Genomic DNA, 14,709 nt, shown 5'->3' on the forward strand with positions numbered 1-14,709 from the left:
GGGGGCTATTGAATGTCAGTGACAGCCGAACCAATGCGCAGGTCAGGTTTCACGCCCGCGATGTTGCTGAACGACAAACGGTATCGCGGCTATACCTTTCAGGTCATCGCGCTGGGGGCCGTGATTGCCCTGTTCTTCTGGCTGGGTCACAACGCCTATGTGAACATGCAAACTCAGGGCAAGGATATTTCCTATGCGTTCCTGCTAGAGCCGTCAGGCTATGACATCTCTCCCAAACTGATCGAATTGGACAGCCGAGACACCCACTTGCGTGTTGCCATCGCCGGCGTTCTGAACACATTGCTTGTGGCCTTTCTTGGGTGCCTTGCGGCTACCGTGATCGGCGTTGTCGTCGGCATTGCCCGCCTGTCGAAAAACTGGATCGTCGCCAAGCTTATGGCGGCCTATGTCGAGATTTTCCGCAATGTGCCGGTGCTGATCTGGATCGTGATCCTGATTTCGATTTTTGCCTACAGCTTTCCCAATCCGTTGGCCTTCAAGGGGGACAATCCCGCCGCCACGATGAAATTCGGGGCGTTCGCCTTTACCAATCAGGGCATTTTCGCGCCTGCACCCGTGTGGGGGGCTGGTTCGTCGGTTGTTGTCATGGTGTTCTTGGCGTCGATTACGGCCATGCTGGGATGGCGCTGGTATGCGCGGCGGCTGTTGTTTCGCACGGGGCGGCTGTTGCCGGTGATGCCTGTGATGCTGGCGCTTTTCGTGATTCCAACGCTGCTTGCCTTTTTCGTGATGGGACAGCCAATTACGCTCGATTACCCGCGACCCGGGGCATTCACGTTTCAGGGCGGCGTACAGTTGACCGGGGCGCTGATCGCGCTGTGGGCGGCGTTGTCGCTGTATACCGGGGCGTTCATCGCCGAAACCGTGCGCGGTGGCATTCAGTCTGTCAGCAAGGGCCAGACCGAGGCCGCCGCCGCCCTTGGCCTGCGGCCCCGCCGCATCATGGGGCTGGTCATCCTGCCACAGGCGTTGCGGGTGATCATCCCGCCGCTGATATCGCAGTTTCTGAACCTGACCAAGAACAGCTCGCTGGCTGCTGCCATCGGCTATCCCGATATCATGGGCACGCTGGGTGGGGTTACGCTGAACCAGACCGGCCGGTCGTTCGAGGCGGTTCTGCTGATCATGGCAATTTACCTGACGATCTCGCTTCTGATCTCACTGGTGATGAACCTGTATAACAATTCCGTCAAACTGAAGGAGCGCTAGGATGTCGGATACTCACGCCATCGCCTTCGTGCGGAATGAAATGCTGCCGCAGGCAGAGCCGCCGGTTACGCAGCGCGGGCTTGTGAAATGGCTGCGCGAGAACATGTTTTCGACGATCCCCAATACGATCATGACCCTGCTGTCGCTTTATGTGATCTATGTCTTGCTGGCATCGGTTGTTCCATGGCTGTTCAACGGCGTCTGGTCTGGCGACTCGATCCGCGATTGCCGCGCGGCGCTGGATGGCGCGACGGGCGGCTGTTTCGCGGTGATCCGCGAGCGGTGGCCGCAATTGCTGTTCGGCAGCTATCCCTCGAATTTGCTGATCCGCCCGACAATGGCTTTCTTCTTGCTGCTGCTGGCAGCCGCGCCGGTGCTTTTCAGCGAATTGCCCCGCCGGCTGCTATGGTTTACGGCGCTGTATCCGTTTCTGGCCTATTGGCTGATCTGGGGCGGGTCGATCTGGGTGCCGCTGTTCACGATCGCAACGATCCTGCTGTCCTGGCTGGTGTTTCGCGCCCTTGAAAGCCGGTCGTTCTTTGGTGCCATCGTTGCGGCCCTAATCGTGTTCGTTGTGGTCTCGATAGTGCTGGGCGGGCCGGTGGTTGCCCTTCTGGACAGTATCGCGACGATCCGGCTGCAACCGGTCGAAAGCCGCAGCATCGGTGGCTTCTTGCTGAATTTCATCCTTGGCACCACCTGTCTGTCCTTGTCACTGCCGCTGGGCATCGCGCTGGCGCTGGGCCGAAAATCGGATCTGCCCTTTATCAAGGGGCTGTGCGTCATCATCATTGAATTCGTGCGCGGGGTGCCGCTGATCACGTTGTTGTTCGTGGCCTCGGTCATGCTGGGCTTTTTCCTGCCTGGGGGGGTCGATTTCGACCTGATCATCCGCGTCATCATAATGATCACCCTGTTTGCCTCGGCCTATATCGCCGAGGCCATACGGGGCGGGCTGGCCGCCCTGCCCAAAGGCCAGTACGAGGCCGCCGATGCGCTGGGGCTGGATTACTGGCAGGCGATGCGGCTGATCATCCTGCCACAGGCACTGAAAATCTCTATTCCGTCGATCGTGAATATCGCGCTGGGCCTGTTCAAGGATACAACGCTGGTTTCGATCATCTCGATGGCCGATATTCTTGGCATGACCCGCCAGCGGATCATGAACACAAGCGAATGGTTCGGCGTCTATTGGGAATTGCTGGGCTTTGCCGCCCTGCTGTTCTTCATCGTCTGCTATTCGATTTCGCAATATTCGCAATATCTGGAGCGCAAGCTCGCCACAGATCACCGCTAAGGGGGCATCATGTCAGACTCAGCCATCGACCGCGCCGTGGATCGCAGCAAGCTGCAGGTTCTCGACGAAGTTGCGATCGAGATATCGCAGATGAACAAATGGTATGGCAATTTCCACGTTCTGCGTGACATCAATCTGACTGTGAACCGGGGTGAACGCATTGTCATCGCCGGGCCTTCGGGATCAGGAAAATCGACGTTGATCCGCTGTATCAACCGGCTGGAAGAACATCAGGCGGGCAAGATCATCGTGGATGGGGTCGAACTGACCAATGATCTGAAAAACATTGATAAAATCCGGTCAGAAGTCGGAATGGTGTTCCAGCATTTCAACCTGTTCCCGCATCTGACGATTCTGGAAAACTGCACGCTGGCCCCGATCTGGGTGCGTAAAACGCCCAAGAAAGAGGCCGAAGAAATCGCCATGCATTTCCTGACCAAGGTCAAGATCCCCGAACAGGCCAATAAATATCCCGGTCAGTTGTCGGGCGGCCAGCAACAGCGCGTGGCAATCGCCCGGTCACTGTGCATGAAGCCCCGCATCATGTTGTTCGACGAACCCACATCGGCCCTGGACCCCGAGATGATAAAGGAAGTACTGGAAACCATGATCCAGCTTGCAGAAGAAGGCATGACAATGCTGTGCGTCACGCATGAGATGGGCTTTGCCCGTCAGGTGGCGAACCGGGTGATCTTCATGGATCAAGGGCAGATCGTCGAACAGAACGAGCCCGAAGAATTCTTCAACAACCCGAAATCAGATCGGACCAAGCTGTTCCTCAGCCAGATTCTGGGCCACTAATCCGTGCCCAGATCGCCCGGCACGACGAAATCCAGTGCGCGGCCGCTGCCAAACCGCAGATCGGCCCAGTCATCGACGTCAAATTCTGCAACCAGCGTGGCGCAGGTCGGATAGCTGAAAAATCGCGGATGGGTGGGCGGCACGGCCAACAAGCGCACGGCAAACTCGGCAATGCCGGGATTGTGTCCCAGCATCAACACAGGTGAGGCCGAACAGCCGCGCAGCACTGCCAGCATTCGGTCCGCAGATGCGTGATATAACGCCGGTTCACGCCGCAGCGGTGTGTCGGGGGCGAAGGCCGGGGCCATGCGCTCCCATGTCTCCTGGGTTCGCCGGGCGGTAGAGCATATGACCTGCGCGGGATGATACCCCCGCGCTGCCAACCATTGTGCCACGGCAGGTGCCGCCAGCCGACCCCGCGCATTCAGCGTGCGGTCATGATCGTCTTGCAGGGGGTTATCCCAGCTCGACTTGGCGTGGCGAACAAGAATCAGGCGCAGCGGCATCCGCGATCAACGCGGCGTGCGGATCAGCGACCCAGCCCCATGTTCGGTAAACAGTTCCAGCAAACAGGCATTGGGCGCGCGCCCGTCCAGAATGACCACGGCACGCACACCGCCTGCGATCGCATCCAGCGCGGTTTCGGTCTTGGGGATCATTCCCCCCGCAATCACACCCTGTTCGGTCAACTCGATGATCTGTTGCGGGGTCAACTCGGTCACGACCTGACCGCTGGCATCCTTGACCCCCGACACATCGGTCAGCAGCAACAGCCGGTCAGCCTTGAGCGCCGCCGCGATGGCGCCCGCCGCGGTATCGCCGTTCACGTTAAAGGTTTCCCCGTTGCGCCCCATTCCCAACGGGGCGACGACCGGAATCATCTCGGCCTTGTGCAGATGGCGCAACACCTCGGTATTGACCTCGACCGGGGTGCCGACAAAACCCAGATCGGGATTGGTCTGGTCGCAGATCATCAGGTTTGCGTCCTTGCCCGACAGCCCGACCGCCTTGCCGCCCTGACCGTTGATCGCCTGCACGATCCGCTTGTTGACCAGGCCTGACAGCACCATTTCAACCACGCGCACGGTTGCGGCATCGGTCACGCGCTTGCCCCGCACGAAGTCCGACTTGATGCCAAGTTGATCCAGCATTTCGTTGATCATCGGCCCGCCGCCATGCACGACAACCGGATTCACGCCTACCTGCTGCATCAGAACGATATCGCGCGCGAAGGTATCCATCGCCGCATCGTCGCCCATGGCATTGCCGCCGAATTTGACCACGACCGTGGCCTGATCATAGCGCTGCAGATAAGGCACGGCCTCGGACAGGGTGCGGGCGGTGGCGATGGGGTCGCGATTCATGGCGTCCTGCTTTTTCATGGCAACGGTCCTTTGGCGATCAGTGGTAAACGGGCGGGGCGGGGGCAGCAAGTGCCAGCCTAATCGAGCGCGGCGATGATAGCGCGCAACGTCGCGATGCCTTCGCCCTTTTCGGCGCTTGTCGCCACGATTTCGGGATAGGCGGCCGGATGTTTGGCCAAAGCGGCACGCACCTGATCCAGCGTCTTGTCCAGAACGGCGGCGGCTTTCTTGTCGCATTTGGTCATGACCACCTGAAAGGTCACGGCCGACTGATCCAGCAACGTCATGATCTCTTCATCCACGGCCTTGACGCCGTGGCGGGCATCAATCAGCACAAAGGCCCGGCGCAGGGTTTGGCGGCCCGACAGATAGGCTCGCAACAGGCGCTGCCATTTTGCGACGACGGCAACCGGCGCTTCGGCATAGCCATAGCCGGGCAGATCGACCAAAAACAGATCCGGGCCCTGGGTGAAGAAATTGATTTCCTGCGTCCGGCCGGGGGTGTTCGATGCCCGCGCCAACCCTTTTCGCCCGGTCAGCGCGTTGATAAGGCTTGATTTTCCGACGTTGGACCGCCCGGCAAAACAGACCTCAAGCCGGTCGGCGGGGGGCAGACCGTCCATGGCCACCACGCCCTTCACGAACTCTGTGTCACCGGCAAACAATTTTCGGCCAAGCTCGATGGTTGGTTCGTCAGGCTCTTGGGCCAGGGGAAAGGGCAGTTGCATGTCGGAACCTCTGGCCAGCGTTGGTCCGGCATGCGACCCGCCCCGAACCGGGACGGGTCGCGCCGTTACTTCGTGCCCGCCTTGGACTTGCGGCGGAAAGTCGAGCGGATATTGCCAAACACATCCGGTTTGTGACCATGGCTGCGCATGATGATATATTGCTGGATGAACGTGATGGTATTGTTCGTGATCCAGTACAGCACCAGCCCGCTGGCAAAACGGCCCAGCATGAACATGAACACCCAAGGCATCCAGCCCATGATCATCGCTTGCGACGGATCAGTTGCGGCCGGGTTCAGTTTTTGCTGCAGCCACATGGAAATCCCCAACAGGATCGGCAGCACGCCCAGTGATACGATGGCAATCATGCTGTCGGGCGAGGGCGGCGCATAGGGCAACAGCCCGAACAGATTCAGGATCGAGGTCGGATCGGGAGCAGACAGGTCACGGATCCAGCCAAGCCAGGGCGCGTGGCGCAGTTCGATCGTGACAAAGATCACCTTGTAGAGCGAAAAGAAGATCGGCACCTGCAACAGCATCGGCAGGCATCCCGCCGCGGGGTTCACCTTTTTGGCTTTGTAAAGCTGCATCATTTCCTGCTGCAACTTCTGACGATCCTCGCCGGCGCGTTCCTTGAGCTTTTCGATTTCCGGCTGCAATTCCTTCATGCGGGCCATCGAGACATAGGATTTATAGGCCAGCGGGAACAACAGCGCCTTCAAGAACAGTGTCAGGGCGATGATCGACCAGCCCATGTTGCCGATGAATCCATGCAGGAAATGCAGAACCCAGAAGATCGGCTTGGTCAGGAAAAAGAACCAGCCCCAGTCAATCGAATCGATAAAGCGGTAAATGCCGGTATCATTCTGATAATGGCGGATGGTTTCCCATTCCTTGGCGCCGGCAAACAGCATCGTCTGCGACTGCGCGGTTTCACCCGCAGCGACCGTGACCACCGGCAAGCGGGTCTGCACCTGATAAATCTCGGCGCCGGGCACATATTTGGCAACCGCCGTAAAGGCCTGACCCGGGTTGGGGATCAGGGCCGTCATCCAGTATTTATCCGTGAACCCGATCCAGCCATTCTCAGCGACCTGTGCCGTGTCCGCAGGGCTGCCTTCGGTCGGACTGACATCCATGTCAGGCATCTTCTTATACTTGATTTCTTTCAGTTCATTGTCGGCCTGCCGGACCACCCCTTCATGCAGGATGAAGAAATTGCTTTTCGGTATTTCGCCGAAACGGGCGACAATGCCATAGGGGAACATCCGCACCGGCGCAGTCGTCGTATTTTCGACACGCTGGGTGATCGAGAACATGTAATTGTCATCAACCGCGATTTCCCGGTGGAATATCAAGCCTTTGCCATTGTCCCACCGCAGGGCGACCGATTGGCCGGGAATAAGATCCCCGCCGCGCTCGATAGACCAAAGCGTGTCAGGGCCGGGAAGGTCGGCCGCATCCAGATCGCCGGCCGGACCCCAGCCATAAACGGCGTAATAGGGATGTTCGGCGCTGGCCGATGACAGCAGCGTGACATTGGGCGATGTCGGATCAAGCTCTTCGTGGTAATCCTTGAGCGCCAGCGTATCCATACGCCCGCCCAGCAGGGACAGCGAGCCGGTCAGCCGAGGGGTGTCGATCTTGATCCGCGGAGCGGATTCTTCGGCGGCATTGGCCGCCCCCGGACCAGGGGCCGCGCCGGATGGTGCAGTGACAGGCGGGGCAACCGATGCCGGTGCGCCGGCAGCCTGTTCGGAAACGGTCTGGGTTGGTGGGGTATCAACGGGCTTCGGCGGGAAGGCGAAGAACCAGACCAGTATCACCAGAAAACTGAGGACCGTCGCGAAGATGAGGTTTTTGTTCTGATCGTCCATAAAGCGCGCCATCTGTCCTTGGGAAGGTGATGGAGGTTCAACAGAACGGGGGCGGGAAGGTCAAGCGGTTTTCGGGTTTCGCGCTGCGATCCGTCAGCCGGTTCGCCGCCCGGGCAGGCCGCTGGGGGTCAGTTTTTCGTGATGTTGTGAAATCCACGCCAGTGTTTCCTCAAAGGGCATGGGGCGCGCCACGGCGAACCCCTGAACATGATCCGCACCCAACTGTGCCATCATCGCGTGCTCGCCCGCCGTCTCGACCCCCTCTGCCACGGTTTCCAGACCAAGCCGCTCTGCCAGGGTCAGGATTGCCGCCGCCATATCCTGCTGGTTGCGGTCCCGGTCGACATTGGTGATGAACGAGCGATCGATTTTCAGGCGACGCACGGCAAAACGCCGGATCGCGGCGATCGAGGCATGGCCGGTGCCAAAATCGTCCAGATCAATGCCGCAGCCCAGATCGGCCAATGCGGCGATGTTGCGGATGACGATGTCATCGCCGGCATCAGACATGACGGTTTCCAGAATTTCGACCGTCAGCCGGTCGGGGGACAGATCAAACCTGTCCAACTCCCATGTTATACGGTCCAGCAGGCGCGGATTGCGCAGCTCTTCACTGGAAAAGTTTACGCTGATGCTTGGGACCGCAAGGCCGGCCCTGTCCCAGCAACGAAGAGCGTTGAAAGCGTGAAAAAGCATCTCGCGGCTCAACCGTTCGGACAGTCCGGCGCGCGCCATCGCCGGCAGGAAATCAGCCGGCGCGATCTGGCCCAGCCTTGGATGCGTCCAGCGCGCCAGCGCTTCAAAGCCCGATACCGCGCCGGTGTCGGTCGAGATCTGGGGCTGAAACCACGGGCGGATCTGCCCTGCCTCCAGGGCGGCGGCAATATCATCCGTCAGGTCGCGACGACCGGGTGACACCAGTTTGATCTCGGATGAATAGGCACGAATGGCGCCGGGACCGTTATTTTGCGCCTCTTTCATCGCGGCCTCGGCGGCAGCCAGAAGCGTTGTGCCATCCGGCGCCGGGCTGCGGCTTTGCAGGCAGAACCCGATGCTGCTGGACAAGTGAACCGTGCCCCCATCCAGGCTGATCGGTTCGCGTATGGCATCCTGCAACCGACAGCAGATTTGCAGGACTGTTTCCAGATCCCCCAGCCGCATGGGGGCCAGAGCCACCGCAATGACGGTATCGCCAAGCCGCGCAACGGTATCGCCACCGCGCAGGGCCGATCTGATGCGCTGTTCGGCCATGGACAGCGCATGTTGCGCAGCCTTGCTTCCATGTCGGTCAGACAGGTCGGTCAGATCCTCCAGCGCGATGGCGATCGCGCTGGTCACCATGCCAGAAGGGGCGGCGAGATCACGCTGCAATGCCTGGGCCAGGCTGCCACGGGATGACAGGCGACTGTTCGATTGCCCGGCGCGCATTTGCGTTTGTGCCAGCATCAGCAGCAGGGGCAGGGCCAGCGCCGCAATCAGCAGCGCCCGTTCGCCGCCCAGCCAGAACGCAGCCAAGGTCAAGGCGGGAATGCAACCGACGACCTGTGGCCCTGTCAATGCCGACAAAAGGGCCGGGCGGACATGGGCAAAAATTGGACCGGGCGACAGAGTCATCGGCAAGCGTCCTTGTTCTGACCCGGCAGTCAGGGCCAGGACATGTGCAGGATGGCGGCCAGCGATGAGTGTGAAGTTAACGCAGGTCTGGAATTTGCGTGGAATTTTCATCGAATGCGCCCGGTTGACGCACAAGACCTGCGAAATCGAACAGCCTGGGGTCCAGCAGATGGCTAGGGCGCGCATTCATCAGCGCGCGAAACATTACCTGGCGGCGACCGGGGCTGTTCTTTTCCCAAACATCAAGTATCTGTTTGACCTGTTGCCGCTGCAGCCCGTCTTGCGAGCCGCACAAATCGCAGGGGATGATCGGATAATTCATCGCGCGCGCAAATCTTTCGCAGTCCTCTTCGGCCACATGGGCAAGCGGGCGATAGACAAACAGATCGCCCTCCTCGTTGATCAGCTTTGGCGGCATGGTGGCCAGCCGTCCGCCATGGAAAAGATTCATGAAGAAGGTTTCCAGGATGTCGTCGCGGTGATGGCCAAGAACCACTGCCGAACAACCTTCCTCGCGCGCGATGCGATACAGATTGCCCCGCCGCAGACGTGAACACAGCGCGCAATAGGTTCGCCCCTGCGGCACCTTGTCCATGACGATGGAATAGGTGTCCTGATATTCGATCCGGTGCGGCACACCCATGCGCCGCAGAAATTCGGGCAGTACGGTTGCCGGAAACCCCGGCTGACCCTGATCCAGATTGCAGGCCAGAAGCTCCACCGGCAGCAATCCACGCCATTGCAGCTCATACAGGGCCGCCAGCATCGTATAACTGTCCTTGCCGCCTGACAGGCAGACCAGCCAGCGCGCGCCGCGCTCGATCATGCCGTATTGTTCGACAGCCTCGCGCACATGGCGGATGATCCGTTTGCGCAGCTTCTTGAATTCGGTGCCCTGTGGGGCGCCGTGGAACAGCGGGTGGATCTCATCGGCTTCATCAAGCATGAAACGGGCTTAGTAGAGTTGTGGCGAACCGGCAAGGGGCGTTGCAATTGCGGCCTGCGCCTCCGGCGGGAGTATTTTAGCCAAGGTGAGTGGACAGCTCCTGTTCACATCTTCTTGGTCCAAATACTCATTGCGCGTTTTCAACGGGCATGAACGGATTAGTTGTCCCGGGGCGGCGGCACGGGATCATACCCCGATCCACCCAAGGGGTGGCACCTGCCAATGCGGCGCAGGGTCAGCCATCCGCCGCGCAGCCCCCCATGTTTTTCGAGCGCTTCCAGTGCATAGGCTGAACAGGACGGCTGATAACGGCAGCTATGTCCGACCCAGGGTGACAACGTCAGCCGATAGGCGCGAACGGGAAGGGACAGCAGATAGGCGAGGGGGGTCATCGGGCAATTCCGTGGATCTTGTCCAGCGCGCGTTGCAGATCGGTTTCAAGTTCCAGATAGGGGCGCATGGCCGTGGCGCCGGCGCGACCGATCAGAACATAGTCCCAACCGGGCTGGCCATGCTGCGGCAAAATGCTGCGCGCTATGGCGCGCAGGCGGCGTTTGGCGCGGTTGCGCGCGACGGCATTTCCAACCTTTTTGGAGCAGGTGAACCCGATCCGGGTCAGATGGGGAAGGGCTTCATCTGCATCACGCTGGCGGGCCTGCAACACGAAGCCGGGCATCGCCTGCCGTTGCGCCCGTGCCGCGCGCAGGAAATCGGCGCGTTTGGTCAAGGTTTGCAGACAAATGGAAACCGCCGGCGGCACAACTGCGGCATCCGGCGTATCGCCTGCCACCTGTGCCGTCGGCGGTGTCATTCGCTATGCCTTTCGGCAGACCTTATGCGCAGAGTGTCTTGCGACCGCGTGCACGGCGTGCGTTCAGAATCTTGCGCCCGCCCTTGGTCGCCATGCGCGCGCGGAAGCCGTGGCGCCGTTTGCGCACAAGGTTGCTGGGTTGATAGGTGCGTTTCATCGCGCTTCGCTCCGTCTCGTCTGGCCCGAACCATAGTGGATTCGAGGGCCGTGAATGCTTGAAGCCCGTCCTTTAGGGGCTTGGCTTGGGCAAGTCAATTCGTTCAACGGGGAAAATCTGCAACAATTTGCACAGCCAAAATGTGCCATGTTACAAAAACGCTCTGAAATCGGCGCTATGCAGGTCTGAACATCACTGCGGATCAAGGCCGCGTGAGGGGGCTGTCGCCAGAGACAAGCTTGGCACATCTTGCCCCGGCGATGAAACCAGAACAGGAACAGCCGATGGGCAATACGGCGCAGGCAGGCAAGGCCGGGCGGGCACGATTTGTGCCGCTGATCGTGATCGGGGTGGCAGCCATTATCGGCGCGGCGACGCTGCGCGATCACCTGACATTCGACGCGCTTGCCCAAAACCGCGAGGCATTGATTGCGTTTCGTGATGCGCATTACCTTTGGACGGTGCTGGCCTTCATGAGCACATATATCGTCATCGTGGCGTTTTCCTTGCCAGGGGCCACGCTGGCCACGCTGACCGGCGGATTTCTGTTCGGGCTGTTTCCCGGGGCGCTGTTCAATGTCACGGCCGCCACGATCGGGGCCACGGCGATCTTTCTGGCCGCGCGCTGGGGGCTGGGCGACCGGTTGGCCGCACGGATGGAGGCAAACCCGGGCCGGATAGGCCAGATGAAGGCGGCGCTGGCCGAGAACGAGCTTTCGATGCTGTTTCTGATCCGGCTGGTGCCGGCGGTGCCGTTTTTCGTAGCCAACATTCTGCCGGCTTTGGTTGGCGTGCATGTGGGGCGGTTCATATTTACCACATTCTTCGGGATCATTCCCGGTGGCGTCGTCTATACTTGGGTGGGCGCGGGGTTGGGCGAAGTCTTTGCGCGGGGTGAAACTCCGAACCTTGGCATTATTTTTCAGCCGCAGATACTGGGGCCAATTCTGGGGCTGTGCGCGCTGGCCGCCCTGCCGATCATCATAAAGGCCCTGCGTGGCCGAAAGGAACTGTAGATCATGGCGGATATCAAGACTGACCTGTGCATCATCGGGGCCGGTTCCGGCGGTCTGGCGCTTGCGGCCGGGGCGGTTCAGATGGGCGCGCGCGTGGTTTTGATCGAGGGCCACAAGATGGGTGGCGATTGTCTGAACTATGGCTGTGTGCCGTCCAAGGCGCTGTTGGCGGCGGGCACAAAGGCACAGGCGCTGCGCGGGGCGCGGTTCGGGGTCGCGCCGGTTACACCGCAGGTGGATTATGCCGCAGCCAAGGATCATGTGGCCAGCGTGATTGCGGCGATTGCCCCGCATGACAGTCAGGAACGGTTCGAAGGGCTGGGCGTGCAGGTCATCCGCGACTGGGGCAAATTCGTTTCGCCCCGGCAGGTGCAGGCGGGTGGGGACACCATCACTGCGCGCCGCTTCGTCATCGCCACCGGGTCATCGCCGCTGGTGCCGCCGATCCCGGGGCTGGACGGGGTGCCGCATGATACCAACGAAACCATCTTCGATCTGCGCGATCGCCCCGGCCATCTGATCATCATTGGTGGCGGGCCGATCGGCATGGAAATGGCGCAGGCGCATGTGCGGCTGGGCTGTCAGGTGACGGTTATCGAAGGCGCCCGTGCGCTGGGCAAGGATGATCCGGATATGGCCGCCGTGGTGCTGGATCATCTGCGGCGCGAAGGTGTGCAAATTGTCGAAGGCCGACAGGCGGCGCAGATCAGCGGGCAGGCGGGTGCGATTTCGGTGCAAACCGACGACGGCACGCGGCATACCGGCACGCATTTGTTGATTGCCGTCGGGCGCAAGCCTAATATCGACCGGCTGAATCTGGATGCGGCGGGGGTGGAAACCACCCGCACGGGCGTCAAGGTGGATGCCGGGCTGCGCACCAGCAACCGGCGGGTCTATGCAATGGGCGATGTGGCGGGCGGGCTGCAATTCACCCATGTTGCCGGGTATCACGCCGGCATTATCATCCGTTCGGCCCTTTTGGGCCTGCCGTCGAAGGCGCGCAACGATCATATCCCCTGGGTGACTTATTCCGATCCCGAGCTGGCACAGGTCGGCCTGACCGAGGCGCAGGCGCGCGCGAAATATGGCGACAGGCTGACCGTCGCCCGGGCCGACATGGCCGCAAATGACCGCGCGGTGGCCACGGGCAAGACCGCGGGCGGCATAAAGGTAATGATCGCGGCGGGGCGTCCGGTGGGCGCGTCGATTGTGGGCGCAGGCGCGGGCGATCTGATCGGGATCTGGGCTCTGGCCATCGCCAACGGGCTGAAGGTTGGTGCGGTGGCCAATATGGTTGCGCCCTATCCAACGCTGGGGGAACTTAACAAGCGCGCAGCTGGTGCCTATTTCTCTCCCAAGTTATTTGATAATCCTTGGGTCAAACGGGCGGTCAGAACGGTGCAGAAGATTCTGCCCTAGGCCCCCCGGGGGCAAAGAATGGGCAAAGTGCTGAATACCCTGTCGGGGCGTTTCCTGATGCTGACCATGGCCTTCGTGATGCTGGCCGAGGTGATGATTTTCGTGCCCTCGATCGCGCGATTCCGTCAGGATTTCCTGTTGTCCCGGCTGGAACGGGCACAGATCGCATCGTTGTCTGTGCTGGCTGCAGACGGGATGATCGACGATGCGCTGGAAAGGGAACTGCTGACCAATGCCGGTGTGTTCAACGTTGTATTGCAACGCGATCAGGCGCGCGAACTGGTGCTGTCATCCCCGATTCCCGGGCCGGTCTATCGCAGCTATGACCTGCGCAACGCCAGTTCGTTCCAGCTGATCCGCGATGCGGTCGCCTGTCTGGTCGACCCAGAAAACCGGATCATCCGCGTGATGGGCGACCCGGTGCAAAAGGCGGGCCTGATGATCGAGGTCACGATGGACACGGCAGACCTGCGCACGGCGATGATTGATTACGGGTTGCGGATTCTGGCGCTGTCAGCAGTCATTTCGGCCATTGTGGCGGTGCTGTTGTTTCTGGCTGTGCGCCGTATTCTGGTCACGCCGATCAAACGCGTCGTTCAGGCCATGCAAAGCTATGCCAGCGCGCCCGAAGATGCCCGCCGCATCATCACGCCCACATCGGATGTGCGTGAATTGCGAGAGGCCGAACAGGCGCTTCAGTCCATGGAAACCCAGCTGACTGCGGCCCTGCGGCAAAAGGAACGCCTGGCACAGCTGGGAGGGGCCGTTGCCAAGATCAGCCACGATCTGCGCAACATACTGACCACGGCGCAACTGTTCGCCGACAGGATGGAGCAAAGTGATGACCCGATGGTGAAACGGGCCATGCCCAAGATGCTGGGGTCAATCTCGCGGGCGGTGTCATTATGCGAAACCACCCTGACCTTTGGCAAGGCGGAAGAACCTCCGCCGCGCCTGAACCGGGTCGGTCTGGCCAGCATCGTCAACGATGTCGTCGAAGGGGAACGGCTGGCCAGCGGCGAGTATGACATAAGTTTCAGTGAAGACGTGCCGGGCGGCATGATACTGCGCGCGGATGCAGAGCAGCTGTATCGGGTGCTGGTCAATCTGATCCGCAACGCACGGCAGGCCATCATGGCGAATGGCAAGCCCGGCGAGATCAGCATTCGTGCAGACGAAGATCAACACGAATGGATGATCTATGTCACGGATACCGGTCCCGGCCTGCCGCCGCGCGCCCGTGAATATCTGTTCCAGCCCTTTCAGGGTGGCAGCCGCAAGGGCGGCACTGGTCTGGGGCTGGCAATTTCAGCCGACCTGATCCGTGGACATGGCGGCCGGCTGGACCTTTTGCGTTCGGACGAGGGCGGCACGATTTTCGTGATCCGTCTGCCCAAGGGCGAAGCGGTTTTGGAACGTGCCGCAGAATGATTTGCCTTTTCCCCCTTG

The 14,709-nt window shown here is 60.5% G+C and carries 15 protein-coding genes; 6 read left to right on the forward strand and 9 right to left on the reverse strand.

The window, feature by feature from the left end:
- Positions 1 to 12 precede the first annotated feature (12 nt).
- The 3 genes from ACTCHC_RS03180 to ACTCHC_RS03190 are packed head-to-tail and all read left to right on the forward strand — an operon-like array spanning position 13 to position 3,328.
- On the forward strand, positions 13 to 1,230 hold the full coding sequence (locus tag ACTCHC_RS03180) for an amino acid ABC transporter permease (RefSeq protein WP_463021006.1): 1,218 nt from the start codon (positions 13 to 15) through the stop codon (positions 1,228 to 1,230).
- A 1-nt stretch (position 1,231) separates the two neighbouring features.
- Positions 1,232 to 2,527, forward strand: coding sequence for an amino acid ABC transporter permease (locus tag ACTCHC_RS03185; RefSeq protein WP_463021007.1), 1,296 nt, complete (start codon positions 1,232 to 1,234; stop codon positions 2,525 to 2,527).
- 9 nt (positions 2,528 to 2,536) lie between these two features.
- Complete coding sequence (locus ACTCHC_RS03190) at positions 2,537 to 3,328, forward strand: amino acid ABC transporter ATP-binding protein (protein ID WP_463021008.1); 792 nt, start codon at positions 2,537 to 2,539, stop codon at positions 3,326 to 3,328.
- Here the strand turns inward: ACTCHC_RS03190 and ACTCHC_RS03195 are convergent.
- The 9 genes from ACTCHC_RS03195 to rpmH form a co-directional block, all read right to left on the reverse strand.
- Positions 3,325 to 3,834, reverse strand: coding sequence for a SixA phosphatase family protein (locus ACTCHC_RS03195; protein WP_463021009.1), 510 nt, complete (start codon positions 3,832 to 3,834; stop codon positions 3,325 to 3,327). The genes ACTCHC_RS03190 and ACTCHC_RS03195 overlap by 4 nt on opposite strands.
- A 6-nt stretch (positions 3,835 to 3,840) precedes the next feature.
- Positions 3,841 to 4,710, reverse strand: coding sequence for an acetylglutamate kinase (gene argB / locus ACTCHC_RS03200; protein ID WP_463021010.1), 870 nt, complete (start codon positions 4,708 to 4,710; stop codon positions 3,841 to 3,843).
- 59 nt (positions 4,711 to 4,769) lie between these two features.
- The gene (yihA, locus tag ACTCHC_RS03205; RefSeq protein WP_463021011.1) at positions 4,770 to 5,420 is read right to left on the reverse strand and encodes a ribosome biogenesis GTP-binding protein YihA/YsxC; all 651 of its coding nucleotides are present in this window, start codon (positions 5,418 to 5,420) and stop codon (positions 4,770 to 4,772) included.
- A 65-nt stretch (positions 5,421 to 5,485) separates the two neighbouring features.
- Positions 5,486 to 7,297, reverse strand: a complete 1,812-nt coding sequence (gene yidC, locus ACTCHC_RS03210; protein WP_463021012.1) for a membrane protein insertase YidC — start codon at positions 7,295 to 7,297, stop codon at positions 5,486 to 5,488.
- Positions 7,298 to 7,390: 93 nt separating this feature from the next.
- Positions 7,391 to 8,911, reverse strand: coding sequence for a putative bifunctional diguanylate cyclase/phosphodiesterase (locus ACTCHC_RS03215; protein WP_463021013.1), 1,521 nt, complete (start codon positions 8,909 to 8,911; stop codon positions 7,391 to 7,393).
- 76 nt (positions 8,912 to 8,987) lie between these two features.
- Positions 8,988 to 9,857 (reverse strand): tRNA 2-thiocytidine(32) synthetase TtcA, encoded by an 870-nt coding sequence (gene ttcA, locus ACTCHC_RS03220; RefSeq protein WP_463021014.1) that lies wholly within the window; start codon positions 9,855 to 9,857, stop codon positions 8,988 to 8,990.
- 158 nt (positions 9,858 to 10,015) lie between these two features.
- The gene (yidD, locus tag ACTCHC_RS03225) at positions 10,016 to 10,249 is read right to left on the reverse strand and encodes a membrane protein insertion efficiency factor YidD (protein WP_463021015.1); all 234 of its coding nucleotides are present in this window, start codon (positions 10,247 to 10,249) and stop codon (positions 10,016 to 10,018) included.
- Positions 10,246 to 10,668 carry a ribonuclease P protein component gene (gene rnpA, locus ACTCHC_RS03230; protein WP_463021016.1) on the reverse strand — a complete coding sequence of 141 codons (423 nt, stop codon included), beginning with the start codon at positions 10,666 to 10,668 and terminating at the stop codon, positions 10,246 to 10,248. Before rnpA ends, yidD begins: the two co-directional genes overlap by 4 nt.
- Positions 10,669 to 10,690: 22 nt before the next feature.
- Entirely contained in the window at positions 10,691 to 10,825 is a 135-nt protein-coding gene (gene rpmH / locus ACTCHC_RS03235; RefSeq protein WP_463021017.1) for a 50S ribosomal protein L34, read from the reverse strand.
- 284 nt (positions 10,826 to 11,109) lie between these two features.
- Between rpmH and ACTCHC_RS03240 the strand changes: the two genes are divergently transcribed.
- The 3 genes from ACTCHC_RS03240 to ACTCHC_RS03250 are packed head-to-tail and all read left to right on the forward strand — an operon-like array spanning position 11,110 to position 14,691.
- Entirely contained in the window at positions 11,110 to 11,841 is a 732-nt protein-coding gene (locus ACTCHC_RS03240; RefSeq protein WP_463021051.1) for a TVP38/TMEM64 family protein, read from the forward strand.
- Between the two features lie 3 nt (positions 11,842 to 11,844).
- Positions 11,845 to 13,260 (forward strand): dihydrolipoyl dehydrogenase family protein, encoded by a 1,416-nt coding sequence (locus ACTCHC_RS03245; RefSeq protein ID WP_463021018.1) that lies wholly within the window; start codon positions 11,845 to 11,847, stop codon positions 13,258 to 13,260.
- Positions 13,261 to 13,287: 27 nt separating this feature from the next.
- Positions 13,288 to 14,691, forward strand: a complete 1,404-nt coding sequence (locus ACTCHC_RS03250; RefSeq protein ID WP_463021052.1) for a sensor histidine kinase — start codon at positions 13,288 to 13,290, stop codon at positions 14,689 to 14,691.
- Positions 14,692 to 14,709: the final 18 nt, after the last annotated feature.

The organism is Actibacterium sp. (genome assembly GCF_055134745.1).